The sequence below is a fragment of the Variovorax sp. UC122_21 genome (assembly GCF_044056785.1).
Taxonomy (GTDB): domain Bacteria; phylum Pseudomonadota; class Gammaproteobacteria; order Burkholderiales; family Burkholderiaceae_C; genus Variovorax.
This window is the reverse complement of the sequence record NZ_CP172004.1, coordinates 5,866,801-5,891,346: the sequence shown is the minus strand read 5'-3', so window position 1 is coordinate 5,891,346 and position 24,546 is coordinate 5,866,801. Positions and strand designations below refer to the sequence as shown.

The window sequence follows — 24,546 nt, the reverse complement described above, 5'->3', positions numbered from 1 at the left end:
AAGAACCATGGACATCGTCTCTCACACCGTCATCAACCTCATCATCTTCGTGCTGGCCATCTACGTGGGCTACCACGTCGTGTGGACCGTCACGCCCGCGCTGCACACGCCGCTGATGGCCGTGACCAACGCCATCTCGGCGATCGTCATCGTGGGCGCCATGCTGGCCGCCGCGCTCACCGAGACCGGCCTGGGCAAGACCATGGGCGTGCTGGCCGTCGCGCTGGCGGCGGTCAACGTCTTCGGCGGCTTCCTGGTCACGCGGCGCATGCTGGAGATGTTCAAGAAGAAGGAGCGCAAGGCCGCGCCCGCAGCCGCCGAGGGAGCTTCCAAGTGAGCATGAACCTCGTCACCCTGCTGTACCTGCTGGCCAGCATCTGCTTCATCCAGGCGCTCAAGGGCCTGAGCCATCCCACCACCTCGATCCGCGGCAACGTCTTCGGCATGACCGGCATGGCGATCGCCGTGCTGACCACCGGCGCGCTGATCTACAAGCTCGCCAGCGGCAACCTCGAGGGCCTGGCCTACGTGCTGGTCGCGCTGGTCGTGGGCGGCGGGCTCGGGGCCTACAGGGCCAACAAGGTCGAGATGACCAAGATGCCCGAGCTGGTGGCCTTCATGCACAGCATGATCGGCCTGGCGGCCGTGTTCATCGCGGTGGCCGCCGTGGCCGAGCCGCATGCCTTCAACATCGCGCTCAAGGGCGATCCGATCCCCGCGGGCAACCGCCTGGAGCTGTTCCTGGGCGCGGCCATCGGCGCCATCACCTTCAGCGGCTCGGTGATCGCCTTCGGCAAGCTCTCGGGCAAGTACAAGTTCCGCCTGTTCCAGGGCGCGCCGGTGCAGTTCGCGGGCCAGCACATGCTCAACCTCGTGCTGGGCCTGGCGACCGTGGGCCTGGGCCTCGTCTTCATGGCAACGGAGAACTGGACGGCGTTCTTCGCGATGCTCGCGCTGGCCTTCGTGATGGGCGTGCTGATCATCATCCCGATCGGCGGTGCGGACATGCCGGTGGTGGTGTCGATGCTCAACAGCTACTCGGGCTGGGCGGCCGCGGGCATCGGCTTCAGCCTGAACAACGCGATGCTGATCGTGGCGGGCAGCCTGGTGGGCAGCTCGGGCGCGATCCTGAGCTACATCATGTGCAAGGCGATGAACCGCTCGTTCTTCAACGTGATCCTGGGCGGCTTCGGCGGCGACGCGGCCGCGGCCACGGGCGGCGCGAAGGAGCAGCGTCCCGTGAAGAGCGGCAGCGCCGACGACGCGGCCTTCGTGCTGGGCAATGCCGAGACGGTGGTGATCGTGCCGGGCTATGGCCTGGCGGTGGCCCGCGCGCAGCATGCGGTCAAGGAACTCGCGGCCAAGCTCACCGAGAAGGGCATCACGGTGAAGTACGCGATCCATCCGGTGGCCGGGCGCATGCCGGGGCACATGAACGTGCTGCTGGCCGAGGCCGAGGTGCCGTACGACCAGGTGTTCGAGATGGAGGACATCAACGGCGAGTTCGGCCAGGCCGACGTGGCGATCATCCTGGGCGCCAACGACGTGGTGAACCCGGCCGCGCACACCAAGGGCAGCCCGATCTACGGCATGCCGATCCTGGAGGCCTACAAGGCCAAGACGGTGATCGTGAACAAGCGCTCCATGGCCGCCGGCTACGCGGGGCTGGACAACGAACTCTTCTACATGGACAAGACCATGATGGTCTTTGGCGATGCCAAAAAAGTAGTGGAAGATATGGGCAAGGCCATCGAATAGGCCGAGGTTCCGTCCCGGCCCGCGCTCTGCGGGCAAACCCTTACGGCGCCGCTCAGGCGCCGTTTTCGTTTTCATCCCAATCCGACTCCGGAGGAGACACATCCATGACCGATCGTCCCTGGCTCAGCAGTTACCCGCAAGGCGTGCCTGCCGACATCGACCCATCGCAGTACCCCTCGCTGGTCGGTCTCATGGAAGAGAGCTTCTCGAAGTACGCCGACCGCACGGCCTACAGCTTCATGGGCAAGGACGTGAGCTATGCCGAGACCGACAAGCTCAGCAAGGCCTTCGCGGCCTACCTGCAGGGGCTGGGCCTCGCCAAGGGCGATCGCGTCGCGGCCATGATGCCCAACTGCCCGCAGTACCCGATCGCGGTGGCCGGCATCCTGCGCGCGGGCCTGATCCTGGTGAACGTGAATCCGCTGTACACGCCGCGCGAACTCGAGCACCAGCTCAAGGACTCGGGCGCGAAGGCGATCGTCATCATGGAGAACTTCGGCGTCACGCTGCAGCAGTGCATCGCGGCCACGCCGATCAAGCACATCGTGCTGGCCTCGATGGGCGACCGGCTCGGCTTCCTCAAGGGCGCGCTCGTCAACTACGTGGTGCGCAACGTCAAGAAGCTGGTGCCGGCCTTCAACCTGCCGGGCGCGGTGCGCTTCAACGATGCGCTCGACCAGGGCGCGGGCCGCAAGCTGCAGCCGCCGGCCATTGGTGCTGACGACGTCGCGGTGCTGCAGTACACCGGCGGCACCACGGGCGTGTCGAAGGGCGCGGTGCTGCTTCATCGCAACGTGATCGCCAACGTGCTGCAGTCCGAGGCCTGGAACGAACCGGTGATGCGCAAGGTGCCCGCGGGCCAGCAACCCACGAGCGTGTGCGCGCTGCCGCTGTATCACATCTTCGCGTTCACGGTCGGCATGATGCTGAGCATGCGCACGGGCGGCAAGTTGATCCTGATCCCGAATCCGCGCGACCTGCCCGCGGTCCTCAAGGAACTGTCGAAGCACACGATCCACAGCTTCCCCGCGGTCAACACGCTGTTCAACGGCCTGGCCAACCATCCCGACTTCAACACCGTCGACTGGTCCAACCTCAAGGTCTCGGTGGGCGGCGGCATGGCGGTGCAGGCCGCGGTCGCGAAGCTCTGGCTCGAGAAGACCGGCTGCCCGATCTGCGAAGGCTACGGCCTGTCCGAGACCTCGCCCTCGACCACCTGCAACCCGACCGACAGCAAGGCCTACACCGGCACCATCGGCGTGCCGCTGCCGAGCACCTGGCTCAAGCTGCTCGACGACAACGGCAACGAAGTTGCACTCGGCGAGCCCGGCGAGATCGCGATCAAGGGACCGCAGGTGATGGCCGGCTACTGGCAGCGCCCCGACGAGACCGCGAAGGTCATGACCAGCGACGGCTACTTCAAGAGCGGCGACATCGGCGTGGTCGACGAGCGCGGTTACTTCAAGGTGGTCGACCGCAAGAAGGACATGATCCTGGTGTCGGGCTTCAACGTGTACCCGAACGAGATCGAGGACGTGGTCGCACAGATTCCGGGCGTGCTCGAATGCGCGGCCGTGGGCGTGAACGACGAGAAGACCGGCGAGGCCGTGAAGCTCGTGATCGTGAAGAAGGACGAGTCGCTCACCGAGGCGCAGGTGCGCGAATACTGCAGAGCAAACCTTACGGGTTACAAGCAGCCGCGAATCGTAGAGTTTCGCACTGACCTGCCGAAGACACCGGTCGGAAAGATCCTGCGCAGAGAGTTGCGCGACGCCAAAAAGTAAGGGTTCGGCCCGGGTGGGGCCGCGGCATCGATCTTGCATATTGCGGGTCGATGTTTCGCTTCCTCCTCACGCGCGTGAGCTTGCTGGTGCCGACCTTCTTCGGCATGACGCTGCTTGCCTTCTTCCTCATCCGGCTGGTGCCGGGCGACCCCATTGAAACCATGGCCGGCGAGCGCGGGATCGACCCCGCGCGCCACGCCGAGCTGCTCACGGCCTACGGCCTCGACAAGCCGGTGATCGTGCAGTACGGCATCTACATCGCGCGCGTGCTGCATGGCGACCTCGGCAAGTCGCTGATCACGCAGGAATCGGTGATCAACGAGTTCCTCGCGCTGTTCCCCGCCACCATCGAGCTCGGCGTCTGCGCGATCGTGTTCGCGCTGCTGCTCGGGCTGCCCGCGGGCATCCTCGCGGCGGTGCGGCGTAACTCGATCTTCGATCACGGCGTGATGGCCACCTCGCTGACCGGCTACTCGATGCCGATCTTCTGGTGGGGCCTGCTGCTCATCCTCTTCTTCTCGGTGCAGCTCGGCTGGACGCCGGTCTCGGGCCGCATCGCGGTGCAGTACTACGTCGAGCCCGACACCGGCTTCCTGCTGCTCGATGCATTGCGCGCCGGCGAGATCGATGCCTTCTGGTCGGCGCTGCATCACCTCGTGCTGCCGGCCGTGGTGCTGGGCACGGTGCCGCTGGCGGTGATCGCGCGCATGACGCGCTCGGCCATGCTCGAGGTGCTCGGCGAGGACTACATCCGCACCGCGCGCGCCAAGGGCCTGTCGCCCTTTCGCGTGGTGGGCCTGCATGCGCTGCGCAATGCGCTGATCCCGGTCGTCACGGTGATCGGCCTGCAGGTGGGCGTGCTGTTCACCGGCGCCATCCTCACCGAGACCATCTTCTCGTGGCCCGGCGTCGGCAAGTGGCTGATCGAGGCCATCGGCCGGCGCGACTATCCGGTGCTGCAGGGCGGCATGCTGCTGCTCGGCGGCATCGTCATGCTGGTCAACCTGCTGGTCGATGTGACCTACGGCGTCATCAACCCCCGCATCCGGCGCTGAATCCATGGCATCGACCCACACCCTCGCGAACGCGGCCCCCGCCGCCACGGCGCCGCCCGGACCCTGGCGCGAATTCTGGAGCGCGTTCTGCGCCAACCGCGGCGCGGTGATCGGCCTGGTCACCATCGCCGTGCTGCTGCTGGTCGCGCTGCTCGCGCCGTGGATCGCGCCGCATGCGCCGAACCAGACCAACAGCGCCGTGTTCCTGCAGCCGCCGGCCTGGCAGCAGGGCGGCTCGCTCACCTACCTGCTGGGCACCGACGCCATCGGCCGCGACATCCTCTCGCGCCTCATGTACGGCGCGCGCCTATCGCTGTCGATCGGCGTCGCGGTGGTCGCGATCTCGGTGGTGGTGGGCGTGGTGCTCGGCCTGGTCGCGGGCTTCTTCCGCGGCGTGCTCGAGATCGCGATCATGCGGCTGATGGACATCATCCTCACGCTGCCAAGCCTGTTGCTCGCGATCGTGATCGTGGCCATCCTCGGGCCCGGCCTCATCAACGCGATGCTCGCCGTGGCCATCGTCGTGCTGCCGCACTACGTGCGCATCACGCGCGCGGCCGTCATCGCCGAGGTCTCGCGCGACTACGTGACCGCGGCGCGCGTCAGCGGCGCCGGCACGCTGCGCCTGATGTTTCGCGAGGTGCTGCCGAACTGCGCGGCGCCGCTGATCGTGCAGGCCTCGCTGGGCATCTCCACCGCCATCCTCGACGCGGCAGCGCTCGGCTTCCTCGGCCTCGGCGCGCAGCCGCCCTCGCCCGAGTGGGGCACCATGCTGGCCGATGCGCGCGAGTTCGTGCTGCGCGCCTGGTGGGTCGTGACCTTCCCCGGCCTCGCGATCCTCGCGGCGGTGCTGGCCTTCAACCTGCTGGGCGACGGTCTGCGCGACGCGCTCGATCCGAAGCTCAAGCGCTGAAGCAAGGGAACGCATCGATGCCTTTGCTCGACATCCAGGATCTGCACGTCGAATTCCCGACCCAGGGCGGCGTGATGCACGCGGTCGACGGCGTGAGCCTCTCGCTCGAGGAGGGCGAGGTGCTCGGCATCGTCGGCGAATCGGGCTCGGGCAAGAGCGTGACCATGATGGCGCTGATGGGACTGATCGGCTTCCCGGGCCGCGTGCGCGCCGACCATATGCGCTTCGCGGGCCGCGACCTGCTCGGCATCTCCGACAAGGCGCGCCGCGCGCTGGTGGGCAAGGAGGTCGCGATGATCTTCCAGGAGCCCACCACCAGCCTCAACCCCTGCTTCACCATCGGCTTCCAGTTGATGGAGACGCTGCGCCTGCATCTCGGGCTCGACCGGCGCGCGGCGAAGAAGCGTGCCACCGAGCTGCTCGAGCAGGTCGGCATCCCGGCCGCGTCGTCGCGCCTCTCGAGCTATCCGCACCAGCTCTCGGGCGGCATGAACCAGCGCGTGATGATCGCGATGGCGATCGCCTGCAACCCGCGCCTCTTGATCGCCGACGAGCCCACCACGGCGCTCGATGTCACGATCCAGGCGCAGATCCTCGACCTGCTGCGCGACCTGCAGAAGGAGCGCGGCATGGCGCTGGTGCTGATCACGCACAACATGGGCGTGGTCAGCGAGATGGCACAGCGCATCGCCGTGATGTATGCGGGCCAGGTGATGGAGCAGCAGCGCGTGGACCGGCTGTTCGCGACGCCGCAGCATCCCTACACCGAGGCGCTGCTGGCCGCGCTGCCCGAGCGCGCGCCGCCCGACGGCCGGCTCGCCACCATCGCGGGCGTGGTGCCCGGCGTTCACGACCGGCCCGCGGGCTGCCTGTTCGCGCCGCGCTGCGGCTACGTGACGACACGCGCCTGCCAGGTGCGCCCGGCCCTGCGCGGCGTCGAAGCGCTGCCCGGCGCGCAGGTGCGCTGCCACTTCCCGCTCGGCGAACCGGGGCGCATGGCCGCGATCGAGCGCGACCGGCCGCGCCTGCCGCGCGTCGAGGAGGCCGCATCGTGAGCGCCGCGGAGATCGTGGTCGAGGCGAGTAACCTGCAGCGCATCTACGAGGTGCGCCGCGGCCTGTTCCGACCGAACGCGCAACTGCGCGCGGTGGGCGACATCTCGTTCCGGCTCGAGCGCGGCCGCACGCTCGCGGTGGTCGGCGAATCGGGCTGCGGCAAGTCGACGCTCGCGCGCATGGTCGCGCTGATCGAGAAGCCGACGGCGGGCCAGCTCACGCTGGTCGGCCACGATGCCGTGAACCCGCCGTCCGAGCGGCGCCGCGAACTGCGCCAGGCCGTGCAGCTGGTGTTCCAGAACCCCTACGGCTCGCTCAATCCGCGCAAGAAGGTCGCAGCGGTGCTCGAGGACCCGCTCGCGATCAACACCACGCTCGGCAAGGCGGAGCGTGCCGCAAAGGCGCGCGAGATGCTCGCGCGCGTGGGCCTGCGGCCCGAGCATGCCAACCGCTATCCGCACATGTTCTCGGGCGGCCAGCGCCAGCGCATCGCGATCGCGCGCGCGCTGATGCTCGAGCCGCGGCTGGTGGTGGCGGACGAGCCGGTGTCGGCGCTCGACGTGTCGATCCAGGCCCAGGTGCTGAACCTGCTGGCCGACCTGCAGGCCGAGCTCGGCCTGGCCTACCTGTTCATCTCGCACGACCTCGGCGTGGTGCGCCACATCGCGCACGACGTGCTGGTGATGTATCTCGGCCACGCGGTGGAGCAGGGCCCGAAGGCGCGCATCTTCGAGCGCCCGCTGCATCCCTACACGCAGGCGCTGCTGGCCTCCACGCCGGGCCTCAGCAGCCAGCGCATCGTGCTCAAGGGCGAGCTGCCGTCGCCGCTGTCGCCGCCCACGGGCTGCGTCTTCAGCACGCGCTGCCCGCATGTCACGCAGCGCTGCCGCGACGAGCGGCCCGCGCTGCGCGAGCTCGACGAGCGGCAGGTTGCCTGCCACTACGCCGAGCGCTTTCTCGAAGGCGCGCCGGTGGTGCGCGCCGACCTGCCGTCGGCACCGCCGTTCGTCGCGCCCGTCGCGATGAATCCCTGAAACCCGTTTTCCGTTTTCTCCAACCCGTGTCTCAAGGAGTCCCCATGACGAACCGTTCCTTCCTCCCGCGCCGCGCACGACGGCTGGCGCTGCTGGCACCCGTGGCGATCGCGGCGCTGACCCTGGCCTGCGGCGCGGTGTCGGCCAAGACGCTGGTCTACTGTTCCGAGGGCAGCCCCGAGAATTTCTATCCGGGCATGAACACCACCGGCACCTCGTTCGACGTGACCACGCAGGTCTACAACACCATCGTCGAGTTCGAGCGCGGCGGCACCAAGGTCGTGCCGGGCCTGGCCGAGAAGTGGGACATCTCGGCCGACGGCACGGTCTACACCTTCCACCTGCGCAAGGGCGTGAAGTGGCACACCACGAGCAAGAGCTTCAAGCCCACGCGCGACTTCAACGCCGACGACTTCATCTTCATGATCGACCGCCAGTGGAAGGAGAGCGATCCCTTCTTCAAGGTCACGAGCCAGAACCACTCCTACTTCAACGACATGGGCATGCCCAAGCTGCTGAAGTCGGTGGACCGCATCGACGACTACACGGTGAAGATCACGCTCAACCAGGCCGAGGCGCCGTTCCTCGCCAACCTCGCGATGCAGTACGCGGGCATCCAGTCGAAGGAGTACGCGATCGCGATGCTCAAGGCCGGCACGCCCGAGAAGGTCGACCAGGACCCGATCGGCACCGGCCCTTTCTACCTCGTGCAGTACCAGAAGGACGCGGTCATCCGCTTCAAGGCCTTCCCGCAGTACTGGGGCGGCAAGGCCAAGATCGACGACCTGGTGTTCGCGATCACGCCCGACGCCTCGGTGCGCTGGGCCAAGCTGCAGAAGGGCGAGTGCCACGTCATGCCGTACCCGAACCCGGCCGACCTCGACGCGATCCGCAAGGACCCGAACGTGCAGGTGCTCGAGCAGCCGGGCCTGAACGTCGGCTACCTCTCGTACAACACGACCAAGAAGCCCTTCGACGACGTGCGCGTGCGCAAGGCCATCAACATGGCGATCAACAAGAAGGCGATCATCGACGGCGTGTACCTCTCGACCGGCGTGGCCGCGAAGAACCCGATCCCGCCGACCATGTGGTCCTACAACGATGCGGTGAAGGACGATCCCTACGATCCCGAGGCCGCGAAGAAGCTGCTGGCGCAGGCCGGCTTCCCCGACGGCTTCTCGACCGACCTGTGGGCCATGCCGGTGCAGCGGCCCTACAACCCGAACGCCAAGCGCATCGCCGAGCTGATGCAGGCCGATCTCGCCAAGATCAACGTCAAGGCCGAGATCAAGAGCTTCGAATGGGGCGAGTACCGCAAGCGGCTGCAGGCCGGCGAGCACCAGATGGGCATGCTGGGCTGGACCGGCGACAACGGCGACCCCGACAACTTCCTCTACACGCTGCTGGGCTGCGCCTCGGCCAAGTCGGCGAGCGGCAGCAACATCTCGAAGTTCTGCTACCAGCCCTACGAAGACATCGTGGTGAAGGCCAAGAGCACGACCAAGCAGGCCGACCGCGACGCGCTCTACAAGAAGGCGCAGTTGATCTTCAAGGAGCAGGCGCCGTGGTTCACCATCGCGCACGCGGTGCAGCTCAAGCCGGTGCGCAAGGAAGTGATCGACTTCAAGCTCAGCCCCTTCGGCCGCCACACCTTCTACGGCGTGGACATCAAGTAAGCGGTGGGCGCCACCGCACCCATCGCGATCGTCGCGGCGATGCACGAGGAGCTCAAGGCGCTCCTTGCGCTGATGCCCGACGAGCAGCGCGTGCGCGTGGCGGGCCGCGACTTCTGGGTCGGCCACCTGCAGGGCCAGCCCGTGGTCGCGGTGCTGTCGCGCATCGGCAAGGTCGCGGCGGCGGTGACGGCCACACTGCTGCTCGAGCGCTTCGGCGTGCGCGCCATCGTCTTCAGCGGCGTCGCGGGCGGGCTCGCGCCGGGCGTCAAGGTCGGCGACGTGGTGGTGGCGACCGAGCTGCTGCAGCACGACATGGATGCCTCGCCGCTCTTTCCGAAACACGAGGTGCCGTTGATGGAAATCTCGCGTTTCAAGGTCGACGCGGCGATCGGCGATGCGCTGGCGGCCGTGGCCGAGGCGACCTTGCGCGATCCCGTGGCCCTGGTGGGGCAGGGCGCCGTCGACGAGTTCGGCCTGCGTTCGCCGACCGTGCATCGCGGCCTGCTGGTCAGCGGCGACCGCTTCGTCTCGACCGCGGCCGAAAGCGAGGCGCTGCGCCGCGCGCTGCCCGATGCGCTGGCGGTGGAGATGGAAGGCGCCGCGGTGGCGCAGGTGTGCCACGACTACGGCGTGCCCTTCGCCGCGATGCGCACGATCTCGGACCGCGCCGACGACGCGGCCCATGGCGACTTCGCGCGCTTCGTCGCCGAGGTCGCGAGCCGCTACAGCCTCGCGCTGGTCGGCGCCTGGCTGGCTGCCGAGTCGACTACTTGAGCCAGCCGCGCCGGCGGAAGTACCACATCGGCACCAGCGCGCTCGCGGCCATCAGCACGATGGCGTAGGGATAGCCCATGGCCCAGTCGAGCTCGGGCATGAACTTGAAGTTCATGCCGTAGATGCTCGCGATCAAGGTTGGCGGCAGCAGCGCGACGCTGGCCACCGAGAAGATCTTGATCGTCTTGTTCTGGTTGATGTTGATGAAACCGACGGTCGCATCCATCAGGAAGTTGATCTTGTCGAACAGGAAGGCCGTGTGGTTGTCGAGCGATTCGATGTCGCGCAGGATCTGCCGCGCTTCCTCGAACTGCTCGGCATTGAGCATCTTGCTGCGCATCATGAAGCTGACCGCGCGGCGCGTGTCCATCACGTTGCGGCGGATGCGGCCGTTCAGGTCTTCCTGGCGCGCGATGGCGCCCAGCACCTCGCCCGCGAGCTCGTCGCTGACGTTGCCCGAGAGCACCTTCTTGCTGGCGGCCTCGAGCTCGTCGTAGATGTTCTCGAGCGAGTCGGCCGAGTACTCGGCGTCGGCGTCGAAGAGCTTGAGCATCACTTCCTTCGCGTCCTCGATCAGCCCCGGGGCGCGGCGCGCGCGCATGCGCAGCAGGCGGAACACGGGCACGTCCTCGTCGTGGATCGAGAACAGCACGCCGCGGCTGCGCAGGTCGGTGTTGTGCTGGTTGAGGATGAACGCGACGCGCACCGCGCGCGGGGCTTCGTCGTCGTCGATCAGGAAGTCGCTGCGGATGTGGAGTTCGCCGTTGTCCTCTTCATAGAAGCGCGCCGATTCCTCGATGTCCTCGTCCATCGCGTCCTCGGGGATCGAGAGACCGTAGTACTGCTTGATCCAGCGCTTCTCCTCGAGCGTGGGCGATTCGAGGTCGACCCAGATCGGCTGGAAGCGGGAGAGCTCCTCGAGGGCCTCGATCTCTTCCTGGACGAGGCGGCCGTTGGCGAGCGTGAAGATATTGAGCATGGCTCACTCCCGTGAAATGGCTGGGGCGATCGGGCGGACGGGCGGGGGGCGAGAAAGGGGGCGCTTTCAAATCCCGGACCCGGTCGGCCGGACTCAGCCGGGAGTTGAAAGCTGCCGAGACGGGGCGGTTTCCACGATGCGGTCTCCAGTTGCAGCGAGGCGCGATTATGTCATCGGCGAATGAGCGCAGAGTTGGCTGGACTGGACGAACATCCAGTAGAGTGGGGCCCATGCCGAGCGCCGTGTCCCCCGTTTTCTCCAGCCCGCCGGCGACCCAGGCCGAGCGCCTCGCGGCCGCCCTCGCCAGCCTCAACGACGAGCAGCGCGCGGCGGTCGAGCACGGGGTGGAGGCGCTGGCCGGTGGCGCGCCGGACGCGGCCGGTGCAGGGCCCTTGCTCGTCATCGCCGGCGCCGGCTCGGGCAAGACCAGCACGCTGGCGCACCGGGTGGCGCACCTGATCGCGCGCGGGGTCGATCCGCAGCGCCTGCTGCTTCTGACCTTCTCGCGCCGCGCCGCGCAGGAAATGGCGCAGCGCGCCGGCCAGGTGCTCGCGCGCGTGCTGGGGCTGCAGGCCCACACCGCGCCCGCGCTACCCTGGGCCGGCACCTTCCACGGCATCGGCGCGCGGCTGCTGCGCGAGTACGCCGCGCAGATCGGGCTGGACGACAACTTCACCATCCACGACCGCGGCGACGCCGAGGACCTGATGGGGCTGGCGCGGCACCGAGCTCGGCTTCTCGTCGAGCGCGCGCCGCTTTCCGCACAAGGGCACCTGCCTCTCGATCTATTCGCGCTGCGTGAACACGCGCGCGCCGCTCGAGTCGGTGCTCAGGCAGTCCTTTCCGTGGTGCGCCGAATGGGGCGTCGAGCTGCAGCAGCTGTTCGGCGCCTACGTCGAGGCCAAGCAGCAGCAGAACGTGCTCGACTACGACGACCTGCTGCTCTATTGGGCCGGCATGATGGAGGAGCCCACGCTGGCGCAGCACCTGGGCGCGCGCTTCGACCACGTGCTGGTCGACGAGTACCAGGACACCAACCTGCTGCAGGCCGCGATCCTGCTCGCGCTCAAGCCCGACGGCCGGGGCGTGACCGTGGTGGGCGACGACGCGCAGTCGATCTACTCGTTCCGCGGCGCGACGGTGCGCAACATCCTCGACTTCCCCTCGCAGTTCTCGCGACCGGCGCGCGTGGTCACGCTGGAGCGCAACTACCGCTCCACCCAGCCGATCCTCGACGTGTCGAACGCATGCATCGCGCATGCGGCCGAGCGCCATGCCAAGACGCTGTGGACCGACAAGCCCTCGGCCGGGCGGCCGCAGATCGTGCGCGTGCCCGACGAATCCCAGCAGGCCTGCTGGGTGGCCGACCAGGTGCTCGCGCACCGCGAGGGCGGGCTCGCGCTCAAGTCGCAGGCGGTGCTGTTCCGCACCTCGAGCCACAGCGCGCCGCTCGAGCTCGAGCTGGCGCGCCGCAACATCCCGTTCGTGAAGTACGGCGGGCTCAAGTTCCTCGAGGCCTCGCACGTCAAGGACCTGCTCGCGATGCTGCGCTTCGCGCAGAACCCGCGCGGGCGCATGGCGGGCTTTCGCGTCACGCAGCTGATCCCGGGCATCGGGCCGGCCACCAGCGCGAAGCTGCTCGACGCGATGGACCAGGCGGCCGATCCGGCCGTCGCGTTGCGCGACTTCGTGCCGCCGAGCGCCGCGCGCGTCGAATGGGCCGCGTTCGCCGAGGCCTACGCCGCGCTGCGTGCGCCGTCGCTGGCCTGGCCGGCCGACGTGGGCATCGCGATGGACTGGTACCTGCCGCACCTCGAGCGGCTCTACGACGACACCGCGGGCACGCGCCGCGGCGACGTCGAGCAGTTGGTGCACATGGCCTCGGGCTACGCCTCGCGCGAACGCTTCCTCACCGAGCTCACGCTCGACCCGCCCGAAGCCACCAGCGACCGGCCGGGGCCGCCGCTGCTCGACGAGGACTACCTGATCCTCTCGACCATCCATTCGGCCAAGGGGCAGGAGTGGAACTCGGTCCACGTGCTCAACGTGGTCGACGGCTGCATGCCGGCCGACGTGGCGCAGAGCGCGCAGGAACTCGAGGAGGAACGGCGGCTGCTCTACGTGGCCATGACCCGGGCCCGCGACCACCTGCACCTGCTGGTGCCGCAGCGCTTCTACATCCCGCAGCAGGCCGCGCGCGGCGACCGGCATCTCTACGCCAACCGCAGCCGCTTCATTCCCGATGCCGACCTCGCGCGCTTCGAGTCCCGCACCTGGCCGCCCCCGCCACCGCGCGCGCCCGCGGTGCCGCCGCCGGCCGCGGTGATCGACCTGCGCAACCGCATGCGCGCGGCCTGGCGCTGAAGAGGCCCTGGAGAAGCCCGGCCCTTTCCCCAGCAGGGTCATGCCCGGGCCGCCGCGAAGGATGGCCCGGCCCCCAACAGGTCGCGAAACGGCCCGCAGCCTGCGGCGCCGCCGGGGCCTGCTATGGAAGAAATAGCTGAGCATGCGATGCGGTCCTCCGGTGCGTCATCCGGGCATCCCCCGGTATTGCAATACCGTGACAGCTTGGGCATAGTGAATCGACCTTCTCCTCTCCCGCACCTCTCCCTCTTTCCCCTCTCCCCCCTTTCTTCTCCCAGTCCCCAATCGTTTTCGCCGGCCGCGCTGCATCCGCAGCGGTGGTCATTTCCCCAACCGTCAATTCCAGGAGGTCATTCATGAATTTGACGATCAGCGGTCATCACCTCGACGTCACCCCTGCCTTGCGCACCTACGTCACGAGCAAGCTGGACCGGGTCATCCGGCATTTCGACCAGGTGGTCGATGTGAAGGTGATCCTCACGGTGGAAAAGCAGAAGGAAAAGGAACGTCGGCAACGCGCCGAGTGCAACATCCACGTCAAGGGCAATGACATGTTCGCGGAGTCGAGCCACGCTGATCTCTATGCCGCGGTCGATGAACTGGTCGACAAGCTCGACCGCCAGGTGGTGCGCCACAAGGACCGCCTGCAGGACCATCACCACAGCGCGCCCAAGCGCCTGATGTAAGACGAAGAGGTTTCCGGCTGTCGCGCCGGAGACTCTCGAAGCCGCCTCAGGGCGGCTTTTTCATGCGCTTTTCCGACTGCCCATCAAGGCTTTGAAGGGCCTCTGTCGAGGGAAGCGAGGCCTGCGGGCAACATGTAACCAGAAAGTAGATAAGCGGAGTGGGGGTTTTTACCAAGCAGGTGCATAATCGCCCCCGCTCTGACCCACCATGAATCGTCTCGCGTCCATCCTGCCGCCCGCTCAAGTGCTTGTGAGCGTTGACGCCACCAGCAAGAAGCGTGCTTTCGAGGAAGCCGGCTTGCTGTTCGAAAGCCTTCACGGGCTGGGCCGCGCCCTGATCACCGACAGCCTCTTCGCGCGCGAGCGCCTCGGCTCCACCGGCCTCGGTCACGGCGTCGCCATTCCGCATGGCCGCATCAAGGGCCTCAAGGCGCCGATGGCCGCGGTGTTCCAGCTCGCGAACCCGATCGGCTTCGATGCACCCGACGAGCAACCCGTCGGGCTGCTGATCTTCCTGCTGGTGCCCGAAGCCGCGACGCAGAAGCACCTCGAGATCCTCTCCGAGATCGCCGAACTGCTGAGCGACGCCGGCCTGCGCGAGCAGATCAAGTCGAGCACCGACGCGGCCGCGCTGCACGGCCTGATCGCCGGCTGGCACTCCACGCAAGTCGCCTGAGCCCATGGCTCGCGGGGCGTGGCTGCTGCTAAGCTGCGCTGCCCTTCTTTCCGTCCCCCTCACTTCCGAAGCGGTGCCGCGCGCCGCGCCCTGAACGCATGAAGCCGACCGTCATCAGCGCCGATGCCATGTTCGAGGAGTTCCGCGGCTCGCTGCGCTGGGAATGGCTCGCGGGGCTCGGCGCGTCCGAGCGCCAGTTCGATCCCGAGGTCATCAGCCGCGCCCAGTCGGCCGCCGACCTGGTCGGCTACCTCAACTACATCCATCCGTACCGCGTGCAGATCCTCGGCGCGCGCGAGGTCGCCTACCTGACGCGCGGCAGTCCCGAGGACACCGCGCGGCGCATCGCCCGCATCGTCACGCTCGAGCCGCCGATGCTGGTGCTGGCCGACGGCCAGGCCGCGCCCGACGAGCTGCTGTCGATCTGCGAGCGCGCCCAGCTGCCGCTGTTCGCCACGCGCGAATCCTCGGCCTTCGTGATCGACCTGCTGCGCGCCTACTTGTCCAAGCACTTCGCCGAGCGCACCTCGATGCACGGCGTGTTCATGGACATCCTGGGCATGGGCGTGATGATCACGGGCGAATCAGGCCTCGGGAAGAGCGAGCTCGGCCTCGAGCTGATCTCGCGTGGCAACGGCCTGGTGGCCGACGACGCGGTCGACCTCTACCGCATCAACCAGAACACCATCGAGGGCCGCTGCCCCGACCTGCTGCTCAACCTGCTGGAAGTGCGCGGCATCGGCCTGCTCGACATCCGCGCGATCTTCGGCGAGACGGCGGTGCGGCGGAAGATGCGGCTCAAGCTCATCGTGCACCTGGTTCGGCGCGACAGCTTCGAGCGCGACTACGAGCGCATGCCCTCGACGCCGCTCACGCAGGACGTGCTGGGCATCCCGGTGCGCAAGGTCATCATCCAGGTGGTGGCGGGCCGCAACATCGCCGTGCTGGTCGAGGCCGCGGTGCGCAATTCGATCCTGCAGCTGCGCGGCATCGACACCTATGCCGATTTCGTGGCGCGCCACCACAAGGCGATGGAAAGCGCGCGCGACGCGGACTAGCTCAGCGCTTCTTGACGCAGTCGCCGCACAGGCCGTAGAGCGACATGGCGTGGTCCTGCAGGATCCAGCCCTTGTCCTTGGCCACCAGCTGCTGGCGGCGCTCGATCTCGGCGTCGTAGAACTCCTCGACCTTGCCGCAGGCGGTGCAGATCAGGTGGTCGTGGTGCGTGCCTTCGTTGAGTTCGTAGACGGCCTTGCCGCTCTCGAAATGGCTGCGCTCGAGGATGCCGGCCTGCTCGAACTGGGTGAGCACGCGGTAGACGGTGGCCAGGCCGATGTCGGAGTGCTCGTTGAGCAGCACCCGGAACACGTCCTCGGCGGTCATGTGGCGTTGGCCGCCGGTCTGGAAGATTTCCAGAATCTTCAGCCGCGGCAGGGTGGCCTTGAGGCCGGTGTTCTTGAGTTCGTCGATGTTGGCCATGATGGTTCCTGCGCCCTGGACGGCCAAAGGCCCCGGAGGGGGCAGCCGCTACAATGGTCGATCATATCGCTACCCCCTTTTCCCCCCATGCCTGCCATTTTCCAACGCCGTCCCTGGCTGCTGGCTGCGGCCGTTGCCGTCACCCTGGGCCTCGGTGCCTGCAGCGGTTTCAGCGAGCGCTCGCGTGGCGCGCTGTCGGCCGTCACTCCCTACAAGGTCGAGGTGGTCCAGGGCAATTTCGTGTCCAAGGAACAGGTCGCGGCGCTCAAGACCGGCATGTCGCGCCAGCAGGTGCGCGAGATCCTCGGCACCTCGCTGCTCACCGACATCTTTCATTCGAACCGCTGGGACTACGTCTTCACGATCCGGCGCCAGGGCGTGGAGCCGCAGGAGCGCCGCTTCACCGTCTTCTTCAACGGCGAGCAGCTCGAGCGCTGGGAAGGCGGCGAGATGCCGAGCGAGGAAGAATTCGTCGCCACGCTCGACACCCGCAAGAAGACCGGCAAGGTGCCGCCGCTCGAGGCCACGGAAGAAGAACTCAAGAAGTTCGATCCCAAGGGCGACCGGAAAGCCTCCGACACCGAGAGCAAGGCACCCGCCACGCTGCCTCCGCTGCCGGCCGCCTACCCGCCGCTCGAGGCCGCGCGCTAACAGCGGCGCCCGGCCGGCGCGCCGAACCTGGCTTGGCGGGGCGGCGCGGTTTCCCCACCCATCGTCTCCTCCGTCCCCATCGTCCATCGATGGCAAGCAAGCCCGAATCCGCGTGACCGACTCCAACACCACCACCTCCTCCACGCCGGCCGCGCGCCGGGTTGCCGTCGCCGGCGCGTCGGGCCGCATGGGCCGCATGCTGATCGAGGCGGTTCGCAACACCCCCGACTGCCGCCTGGCCGGCGCGCTCGACGTGGCCGCCAGCCCCGCCATCGGCAGCGATGCGGGCGCCTTTCTCGGCTTCGCCAGCGGCGTGGCCATCGCCGCCGACCTGCGTGCGGGCCTGCAGGACGCCCAGGTGCTGATCGACTTCACCCGCCCCGAGGGCACGATGGCCCACCTGGCCGTCTGCCGCGAACTCGGCGTGCAGGCCGTGATCGGCACCACCGGCTTCAGCGACGCGCAGAAGGCCGAGATCGCCGAGATCGCCAAGGACATCGCGATCGTCATGGCGCCCAACATGAGCGTGGGCGTCAACGTCACCTTCAAGCTGCTCGAGATGGCGGCCAAGGCGCTGTCCACCGGCTACGACATCGAGATCGTCGAAGCCCACCACCGCCACAAGATCGACGCCCCCTCGGGCACCGCGCTCAAGATGGGCGAGGTCATCGCCGACGCGCTGGGCCGCGACCTCAAGGAATGCGCGGTCTACGGCCGCGAAGGCGTGACCGGCGAGCGCGACCCCTCGACCATCGGCTTCGCCACCGTGCGCGGCGGCGACATCGTCGGCGACCACACGGTGCTGTTCGCCGGCACCGGCGAGCGCATCGAGATCGCCCACAAGTCCTCGAGCCGCGCCAACTACGCGCAGGGCAGCCTGCGCGCGGTGCGCTTCCTGGCCGACCAGCGCGCCGGCCTGTTCGACATGTTCGACGTGCTCGGCCTGCGCTGAGACGAATCCTCCTCCGCCATCCCCGACGATGAGCGTCCTCGAACTGCTGACCCACGGCGACGGCGTCAGCCGCTCGGTGGCCGCGCTGCTGCTCGCGATGTCGGTCGCCAGCTGGGTCGTGATCCTCTGGAAGAGTTGGCTGCTGCGCGGCGGCACGCGCGAGGTGCTGCGCAGCATCGCGGCCTTCTGGCAGTCGACCAGCCTCACCGAGGCGGAACAACGGCTGCGGGCCTTCGACCGCTCGGCGCTGGTGCTGCCCACGGTCGCGGCGCTGCGCCAGGCCGCGGCCACGCAGGACCGTGACGCCGCCACCCTCGGCGCCGCGGGCGACCGCAACCAGCGGCTCACCCGCGTGCTGCGCGAGGCGCTGCACGGCGCGCTGCGCCGGCTGCAGGCCGGTCAGATCCTGCTCGCCACGGTCGGCGCCACGGCACCCTTCGTCGGTTTGCTCGGCACGGTCTGGGGCATCTACGGCGCGCTCGTGGGCATCGCGGGCCAGGCCGGCGGCTTCACCATCGACAAGGTGGCCGGACCCGTCGGCGAAGCGCTCGTGATGACCGCCTTCGGCCTCGCGGTGGCGATCCCGGCCGTGCTGGCCTACAACGTCTTCGGCCGCGTCATCGGCCGCATCGAGGCCGAGCTCGAAGGCTTCGCCCACGACCTGCTCGGCAGCTTCGGCGAAGCGCCCGCGGCGGTGCCGGCACCGCCGCCGCCCGCGCGGCCGATGCCGGTCTGAACCGCGTCGCCCCATGGCCTTCGGACGCACCTCGCTCGGCAGCGGCTCCGCCGGCGGCGGCCGTGCCACCGGTGCCGGCGGCCAGCGGCCGCTGTCCGACATCAACGTCACGCCGCTGGTCGACGTGATGCTGGTGCTGCTGGTGATCTTCATCATCACGGCGCCGCTGATGGCCAGCTCGATCAAGCTCGACCTGCCGCAGACCGATGCGGGCCAGCCCAACGACACGCCGAAGTTCGTGAGCCTGTCGGTCGACCCGGCGGGCAAGGTCTTCCTCAACGACCGGCCCGTGACCGACGAGGAACTCGCCGCCGGACTCGCGAAGGCCGCGGCCGACAGCAAGGACACCGAAGTGCAGCTGCGCGCCGACCAGACCGTGCCCTATGGCCGCGTGGTGGCCCTGATGGGCATCGCCAACAAGGCGGGCCTGAGCCGCATCGGCTTCGTCACCGAGGCGCCGCCGCCGGCGACGCCGCGCTGACGCCGGCCGGCGCCGGGCTCGTCAGCCCAGCACCACCGGCTTGGTCTGCCAGATGTCGTGCGCGTACTGGGCGATCGTGCGGTCCGACGAGAAGGCGCCCATGCCCGCGACGTTGAGGATCGCGGTGCGCGTCCAGGCGTCGGCGTCGCGGTAGAGCGCATCGACCTCGGCCTGCTTCGCGACGTAGCTCGCGTAGTCGGCCAGCAGCAGGTAGTGGTCGCCCCCAGTTCACCAGCGCGTCGTAGATGCCCTGGTAGCGCGCGGGTTCGGCCGGCGAGAAGGCGCCGTCGCGGATCGCGTCGAGCACGCGCCGCAACTCCTCGTTCCCGTCGTAGATGTCGCGTGGCTGGTAGCCGCGCGCGCGGATCTCGGCCACCTCGGGCGTGGTGTTGCCGAAGATGAAGATGTTCTCGGGCCCGACGTTCTCGCGCATCTCGACGTTGGCGCCGTCGAGCGTGCCGATGGTCAGCGCGCCGTTGAGCGCGAACTTCATGTTGCCGGTACCCGAGGCCTCGGTGCCGGCGGTGGAGATCTGCTCGGACAGGTCCGCCGCCGGCATGATGATCTCGGCCAGGCTCACGCTGTAGTTGGGCAGGAACACCACCTTCAGCAGCTTGCCCACGCGCGCGTCGGCGTTGATGGTCGCGGCCACGTCGTTGATGAGGCGGATCACCTGCTTGGCCATCACGTAGGCCGAGGCCGCCTTGCCTGCGAACACCACCACGCGCGGCACGATGTCGGCGCCGCCGCCTGCGGCCTGGGCGTCGAGGATGCGGTGGTAGCGCGAGATCACGTGCAGCACGTTGAGCAGCTGGCGCTTGTACTCGTGGATGCGCTTGACCTGCACGTCGAACATCGCGTCGGTGTCGACCACGATGTTCATGTGCTGCTCGATCCAGTTGGCCAGCCGCAGCTTGTTCTCGCGCTTGGCGTGGCGGAAGGCGCGCACGAAGGGCGGCTGGACCGCCATCGGCCGCAGCGCCTCGAGCTGCGAGAGGTCGCGCCGCCAGCCCTTGCCCAGCCGTTGGTCGAGCAGCGCGGCCAGCGGCGGGTTGGCCTGCGCGAGCCAGCGCCTGGGCGTGACGCCGTTGGTCTTGTTGTTGAAGCGCTCGGAAAAGATCTTCGCGAAGTCCGCGAAGATCGATTGCTTCATCAGCTCCGAGTGCAGCCCCGACACGCCGTTGATCGAGTGGCTCGCGAGCACCGCCACGTAGGCCATGCGCACGCGGCGCTCGCCGGCCTCGTCGACCAGCGAGAGGCGGCGCATCAGCTCGACGTCGTTGCCGTGCGTCTGCGTGATGGTGGCGAGGAAGCGCGCGTTGATGTCGTAGATGATCTGCAGGTGGCGCGGCAGGATGCGCCCGAGCATCTCGACCGGCCAGGTCTCGAGCGCCTCGTGCATCAGCGTGTGGTTGGTGTAGCTGAACACCTTCTGCGTGTGGGCCCAGGCCGTGTCCCAGGGCAGGCCGTGCTCGTCGAGCAGCAGCCGCATCAGCTCGGGCACCGCGAGCACCGGGTGGGTGTCGTTGAGGTGGATGCTGACCTTCTCCGAGAGCCGGTCGAAGCTGGTGTGGTTGCGCAGGTAGCGGCGCAGCAGGTCCTGCACGCTGGCGCTGCAGAAGAAGTACTCCTGGTGCAGCCGCAGCTCGCGGCCCGAGGGCGTGGAGTCGTCGGGGTAGAGCACGCGCGAGACGTTCTCGGAGTGGTTCTTGCTCTCCACCGCCGCCATGTAGTTGCCGCGGTTGAAGGCCGAGAGGTCGATCTCCTCGGTGGCGCGCGCCGACCACAGGCGCAGCGTGTTGGTGGCCTGCGTGCCGTAGCCGGGAATGATGGTGTCGTAGGCCACGGCGCGCACGTCGTGGGTGTCGACCCAGTCGGCCGCGCCGTAGGGCGCGTTGGTGCCCTCGCGCTTCTGCACGCGGCCGCCGAAGCGCACGCGATAGTTGACCTCGGGCCGCTTGAATTCCCAGGGGTTGCCGCGCGTGAGCCAGTAGTCGGGCGTCTCCACCTGCTGGCCGTCGACGATGCGCTGGCGGAACATGCCGTATTCGTAGCGGATGCCGTAGCCCATGCCCGGCACGCCGAGCGTGGCCATCGAGTCAAGGAAGCAGGCCGCGAGCCGGCCGAGGCCGCCATTGCCCAGCGCCGCGTCGGGCTCGCGCTCGGACAGCGCCTCCATGTCGACGCCGAAGTCGGCCAGCGCGTCGCGCACGGTGGCATGGAGGTCGACCGCGAGCAGCGCGTTGGTGAAGGTGCGCCCGATCAGGAACTCCATCGACAGGTAGTACACGCGCTTGAGGTCCTGCGCGTAGTTGGCGCGCGTGGTCGCCATCCAGCGCTCCACCAGCTGGTCGCGCACCGCGAGCGCGGTGGCGTAGAGCCAGTCGTCCTGGCTCGCGGCCACGGGGTCCTTGCCGACCGCGTAGATCAGCTTGTTGGCCACGGCGCGCTTGAAGGCCGCGACATCGCGGTCGGGATGGTCGTAGGCGAAGTCTTCGATCGTCATGGTGGGTGTGTCTTGTGTCTGCGGGTTGAACGGATGCCCTGCGCCTTCTTCAGTGGGGCAGGGGCGTCGGTGCCTGGGCCGCGGCCAGCGCCTGACGGTACACGGCCACGTACTGCGCGGCCGCGGTGGCCCAGTCGGCGGGGCGCCGCATCGCGTGGCCGCGCACGCGCCGCCAGTCGGGCGCGCGCTGATACAGCGCGAAGGCGCGGCGCACCGCGCGATCGTAGTCCGCCGAGTCGAAACGGTCGAACACGAAGCCGGTGGCCTCGCCGCTGGCCATGTCCTCGAGCGTGCTGTCGACCACCGTATCGGCCAGCCCGCCGACGCGGCGCACCAGCGGCAGGCTGCCGTATTTGAGGCCGTACATCTGCGTCAGGCCGCAGGGCTCGAACAGCGAGGGCACCAGGGTCACGTCGCCCGCGCCGAAGAGCTGGTGCGCGAGCGTCTCGTTGTAGCCGATGGTGACGCTGACCGCGTCGGGCGCGGCGGCCGCGCGCTGGCGGAAGGCGTCTTCGAGCCAGGCTTCGCCGCTGCCCAGCAGCGCGAGCTGGCCGCCCTGCGCGAGCAGCGCGTCGAGGCCCTGCAGCACCAGGCGCAGCCCCTTCTGCTCGGTGAGCCGGCTCACGAGGATGAACAGCGGCGCATCGGGCCGCGCGGCCAGCCCGAGCTGGTGCTGCAGCACGGACTTGCAGCGCGCCTTGCCCGCCATGTGGCGGCCCTCGGGCGTCTGGTAACCCTGCACCAGCGCCGGGTCGGCGGCCGGGTTCCAGACCTGGTCGTCGACCGCGTTGAGGATGCCGTCGAGCACGCCGCCGCGCTGGCGCAGCAGGCCGTCGAGGCCGCAGCCCTGGTCGGGCGTCTGGATCTCGCGCGCGTAGGTCGGGCTCACGGTGGTGAGCCGGTCGGCATAGGCGAGCCCGCCCTTCATGAACGAGAGCTGGCCGTGGTATTCGAGCCCGTTCATCTGGAAGGCCGGCGCGGGCAGGCCGAGCTCGGGGAAGTGCCAGGGCGCGAACAGGCCCTGGTAGGCCAGGTTGTGGACCGTGAAGACGCTGCCCACGCGCGGCCCGTCCACGCCACGCGCGAAGGCCATGTAGGCCGGCGCGAGACCGGCGTGCCAGTCGTGCGCATGGACCACCTCGGGCAGCCAGGCGGGATCGAGCCCCCGCGCGAGTTCGGCCGCGGTCCAGCCCAGCAGCGCGAAGCGCCGGTGGTTGTCGCCATAGGGCTGGCGGTTGGCGTCTTCGTAGGGATCGCCGGGCCGGTCGAACAGCGCGGGCGCGTCGACCACGTAGGCCGGGATCGGCGGCGCGCCGTCGATCTCGATGCGCCCCCGCAGCAGACCGAAGCGTTCGCCCCAGGGCGCCGCGAAAGTGGCGACCGGCGCGAGCCCGCGCACGCCCGCCACGATGGCCGGGAAGCCCGGCAGCAGCACGCGCGCGTCCTGGCCCGCGGCCATCAGCGCGAGCGGCAGCGCGCCGGCGACGTCGGCCAGGCCGCCGGTCTTGAGCAAGGGAAAGAGTTCGGCGCTGACCTGGAGGACTCTCATCGGCGACATCAGGCGGCGGGTGCCGCGGAGCGCTCCGCCAGCCGCTTGAGCATTTCGCGCGTGACCAGCACCACGCCCGTTTCGGTGCGCTCGAAGCGCGCGGCATCGGCCTCCGCGTCCTCGCCGATCACCATCTCGTCGGGGATCACGCAGGCGCGGTCGATCACCACCCGGCTGAGCCGGCAGCCGCGCCCGACCTCCACGTCGGGCAGCAGCACCGCCTCGTGGATGGTGCAGAACGAATGGATGCGCACGCCCGAGAACAGCACCGAGCTGCTGACCTGCGAGCCCGAGACGATGCAGCCGCCCGAGACGATGGTGTTGACCGTCATGCCATGGCGGCCGTCGTGGTCGAGCACGAACTTCGCCGGAGGCAGCTGCCGCTGGTAGGTCCAGATGGGCCAGTCGGTGTCATAGATGTCCAGCTCCGGGGTGATCGACGCGAGGTCGAGGTTCGCAGCCCAGAATGCATCAATCGTGCCCACGTCGCGCCAGTAGGCCTTGGCGCCCGGCCCGCGCGAGGCGCGCGTGACGCAGGACATGCCGAAGGGATGCGCGAGCGCCCGGCCCTCGGCCACCGCGCGCGGGATGATGTCCTTGCCGAAGTCGTGGCTGGAGTTCGGGTCGCGGCTGTCGTCCTCGAGCAGCTTGTAGAGGTAGGCCGAATCGAACACGTAGATGCCCATGCTGGCCAGCGCCACGTCGGGGTGGCCCGGCATCGCGGGCGGGTCGGCCGGCTTCTCGAGGAAGCTGGTGATGCGGCGGCTGTCGTCGATCGCCATCACGCCGAAGGCCGTGGCCTCCATGCGCGGCACCTCGATGCAGCCCACGGTGCAGCCGGCGCCGCTCTCGGCATGGTCCTTGACCATGATCGAGTAGTCCATCTTGTAGATGTGGTCGCCCGCGAGCACCACCACGTAGTCGTGCGGCGTGGAGCGGGTCTGGATGATGTCGAGGTTCTGGTAGACCGCGTCGGCCGTGCCGCGATACCAGTGCTCGTCGCCCATGCGCTGCTGCGCGGGCAGCACGTCGACCATCTCGTTGAGCTCGGCGCGCAGGAAGCTCCAGCCGCGCTGCAGGTGGCGCATGAGCGAATGCGACTTGTACTGCGTGACCACCGCCATGCGCCGGATGCCCGAGTTGAGGCAGTTGGAGAGCGCGAAATCGATGATGCGGAACTTGCCGCCGAAATACACGGCCGGCTTGGCGCGCCGGTCGGTCAGCTGCTTGAGCCGGGAGCCGCGTCCGCCGGCCAGCACCAGCGCGATGGTGCGGCGCACGAGCTGGTGCGATTGCAGCGGCGTGCCGGGGGCGGCCGCGGGTGTCTTGTGATCCATCCTGTGTCTCCGTTCTTTCGTTCGTTCGTGTGTCGTCAGAGTTTCTGTGCGTGCGTGTACCCGCTCGGGCCCTTGCACACTAGCACCGCCGCGCGGCGCAG

Annotated in this window: 20 protein-coding genes and 2 pseudogenes; 17 read left to right on the top strand and 5 right to left on the bottom strand. The window is 68.6% G+C overall.

The window, feature by feature from the left end; genetic code table 11:
• Window positions 1-7: 7 nt before the first annotated feature.
• The 9 genes from ACHMXE_RS40410 (at window position 8) to ACHMXE_RS40370 (ending at window position 10,049) form a co-directional block, all read left to right on the top strand.
• The gene (locus ACHMXE_RS40410; protein WP_093350473.1) at window positions 8-337 is read left to right on the top strand and encodes an NAD(P) transhydrogenase subunit alpha; all 330 of its coding nucleotides are present in this window, start codon (window positions 8-10) and stop codon (window positions 335-337) included.
• A complete protein-coding gene (locus ACHMXE_RS40405; RefSeq protein WP_395349162.1) occupies window positions 334-1,758 on the top strand; it encodes an NAD(P)(+) transhydrogenase (Re/Si-specific) subunit beta in 1,425 nt (474 codons plus the stop codon). Before ACHMXE_RS40410 ends, ACHMXE_RS40405 begins: the two co-directional genes overlap by 4 nt.
• Before the next feature lie 104 nt (window positions 1,759-1,862).
• Window positions 1,863-3,542 carry a long-chain-fatty-acid--CoA ligase gene (locus ACHMXE_RS40400; protein ID WP_395349161.1) on the top strand — a complete coding sequence of 560 codons (1,680 nt, stop codon included), beginning with the start codon at window positions 1,863-1,865 and terminating at the stop codon, window positions 3,540-3,542.
• A 50-nt stretch (window positions 3,543-3,592) separates the two neighbouring features.
• Window positions 3,593-4,597: an ABC transporter permease subunit gene (locus ACHMXE_RS40395; protein ID WP_395349160.1), complete on the top strand. Its 1,005-nt coding sequence runs from the start codon at window positions 3,593-3,595 to the stop codon at window positions 4,595-4,597.
• A gap of 4 nt (window positions 4,598-4,601) precedes the next feature.
• Window positions 4,602-5,510 (top strand): ABC transporter permease subunit, encoded by a 909-nt coding sequence (locus ACHMXE_RS40390; RefSeq protein ID WP_395349158.1) that lies wholly within the window; start codon window positions 4,602-4,604, stop codon window positions 5,508-5,510.
• 17 nt (window positions 5,511-5,527) lie between these two features.
• A complete protein-coding gene (locus ACHMXE_RS40385) occupies window positions 5,528-6,565 on the top strand; it encodes an ABC transporter ATP-binding protein (protein ID WP_093350487.1) in 1,038 nt (345 codons plus the stop codon).
• On the top strand, window positions 6,562-7,599 hold the full coding sequence (locus ACHMXE_RS40380; RefSeq protein ID WP_395349157.1) for a peptide ABC transporter ATP-binding protein: 1,038 nt from the start codon (window positions 6,562-6,564) through the stop codon (window positions 7,597-7,599). Before ACHMXE_RS40385 ends, ACHMXE_RS40380 begins: the two co-directional genes overlap by 4 nt.
• A 44-nt stretch (window positions 7,600-7,643) precedes the next feature.
• On the top strand, window positions 7,644-9,275 hold the full coding sequence (locus ACHMXE_RS40375) for an ABC transporter substrate-binding protein (RefSeq protein ID WP_395349156.1): 1,632 nt from the start codon (window positions 7,644-7,646) through the stop codon (window positions 9,273-9,275).
• Between the two features lie 39 nt (window positions 9,276-9,314).
• Complete coding sequence (locus ACHMXE_RS40370) at window positions 9,315-10,049, top strand: 5'-methylthioadenosine/adenosylhomocysteine nucleosidase (RefSeq protein ID WP_395353013.1); 735 nt, start codon at window positions 9,315-9,317, stop codon at window positions 10,047-10,049.
• On the opposite strand, the gene corA is transcribed toward ACHMXE_RS40370, so the two are convergent.
• Window positions 10,042-11,028: a magnesium/cobalt transporter CorA gene (gene corA, locus ACHMXE_RS40365; RefSeq protein WP_057593823.1), complete on the bottom strand. Its 987-nt coding sequence runs from the start codon at window positions 11,026-11,028 to the stop codon at window positions 10,042-10,044. The genes ACHMXE_RS40370 and corA overlap by 8 nt on opposite strands.
• A 230-nt stretch (window positions 11,029-11,258) precedes the next feature.
• Between corA and ACHMXE_RS40360 the strand changes: the two are divergent.
• From ACHMXE_RS40360 to hprK, 4 genes and pseudogenes are all read left to right on the top strand, one after another.
• Window positions 11,259-13,392 (top strand): annotated as a pseudogene (locus tag ACHMXE_RS40360) (ATP-dependent helicase).
• A 356-nt stretch (window positions 13,393-13,748) separates the two neighbouring features.
• On the top strand, window positions 13,749-14,078 hold the full coding sequence (gene hpf / locus ACHMXE_RS40355; protein ID WP_057593826.1) for a ribosome hibernation-promoting factor, HPF/YfiA family: 330 nt from the start codon (window positions 13,749-13,751) through the stop codon (window positions 14,076-14,078).
• 208 nt (window positions 14,079-14,286) lie between these two features.
• Window positions 14,287-14,754: a PTS sugar transporter subunit IIA gene (locus ACHMXE_RS40350; RefSeq protein ID WP_057593827.1), complete on the top strand. Its 468-nt coding sequence runs from the start codon at window positions 14,287-14,289 to the stop codon at window positions 14,752-14,754.
• A 98-nt stretch (window positions 14,755-14,852) separates the two neighbouring features.
• On the top strand, window positions 14,853-15,812 hold the full coding sequence (hprK, locus tag ACHMXE_RS40345; protein WP_057593828.1) for an HPr(Ser) kinase/phosphatase: 960 nt from the start codon (window positions 14,853-14,855) through the stop codon (window positions 15,810-15,812).
• A gap of 1 nt (window position 15,813) precedes the next feature.
• On the opposite strand, the gene fur is transcribed toward hprK, so the two are convergent.
• Window positions 15,814-16,233 (bottom strand): ferric iron uptake transcriptional regulator, encoded by a 420-nt coding sequence (fur, locus tag ACHMXE_RS40340; protein ID WP_057593829.1) that lies wholly within the window; start codon window positions 16,231-16,233, stop codon window positions 15,814-15,816.
• A gap of 87 nt (window positions 16,234-16,320) precedes the next feature.
• Between fur and ACHMXE_RS40335 the strand changes: the two genes are divergently transcribed.
• The 4 genes from ACHMXE_RS40335 (at window position 16,321) to ACHMXE_RS40320 (ending at window position 19,053) form a co-directional block, all read left to right on the top strand.
• The gene (locus ACHMXE_RS40335) at window positions 16,321-16,884 is read left to right on the top strand and encodes an outer membrane protein assembly factor BamE (RefSeq protein WP_203204017.1); all 564 of its coding nucleotides are present in this window, start codon (window positions 16,321-16,323) and stop codon (window positions 16,882-16,884) included.
• A gap of 112 nt (window positions 16,885-16,996) precedes the next feature.
• Window positions 16,997-17,836, top strand: a complete 840-nt coding sequence (gene dapB / locus ACHMXE_RS40330; RefSeq protein WP_395349154.1) for a 4-hydroxy-tetrahydrodipicolinate reductase — start codon at window positions 16,997-16,999, stop codon at window positions 17,834-17,836.
• A gap of 28 nt (window positions 17,837-17,864) precedes the next feature.
• Entirely contained in the window at window positions 17,865-18,572 is a 708-nt protein-coding gene (locus tag ACHMXE_RS40325) for a MotA/TolQ/ExbB proton channel family protein (protein ID WP_395349153.1), read from the top strand.
• 13 nt (window positions 18,573-18,585) lie between these two features.
• Window positions 18,586-19,053 carry an ExbD/TolR family protein gene (locus tag ACHMXE_RS40320; RefSeq protein WP_395349152.1) on the top strand — a complete coding sequence of 156 codons (468 nt, stop codon included), beginning with the start codon at window positions 18,586-18,588 and terminating at the stop codon, window positions 19,051-19,053.
• A 21-nt stretch (window positions 19,054-19,074) separates the two neighbouring features.
• Here ACHMXE_RS40320 and ACHMXE_RS40315 read toward each other — a convergent pair.
• From ACHMXE_RS40315 to glgC, 3 genes and pseudogenes are all read right to left on the bottom strand, one after another.
• Window positions 19,075-21,559: pseudogene (locus tag ACHMXE_RS40315) on the bottom strand (glycogen/starch/alpha-glucan phosphorylase).
• Window positions 21,560-21,608: 49 nt separating this feature from the next.
• Window positions 21,609-23,108 (bottom strand): glycogen synthase GlgA, encoded by a 1,500-nt coding sequence (glgA, locus tag ACHMXE_RS40310; RefSeq protein WP_395349151.1) that lies wholly within the window; start codon window positions 23,106-23,108, stop codon window positions 21,609-21,611.
• An 8-nt stretch (window positions 23,109-23,116) separates the two neighbouring features.
• Window positions 23,117-24,445 carry a glucose-1-phosphate adenylyltransferase gene (gene glgC, locus ACHMXE_RS40305; RefSeq protein WP_203204022.1) on the bottom strand — a complete coding sequence of 443 codons (1,329 nt, stop codon included), beginning with the start codon at window positions 24,443-24,445 and terminating at the stop codon, window positions 23,117-23,119.
• Window positions 24,446-24,546 lie beyond the last annotated feature (101 nt).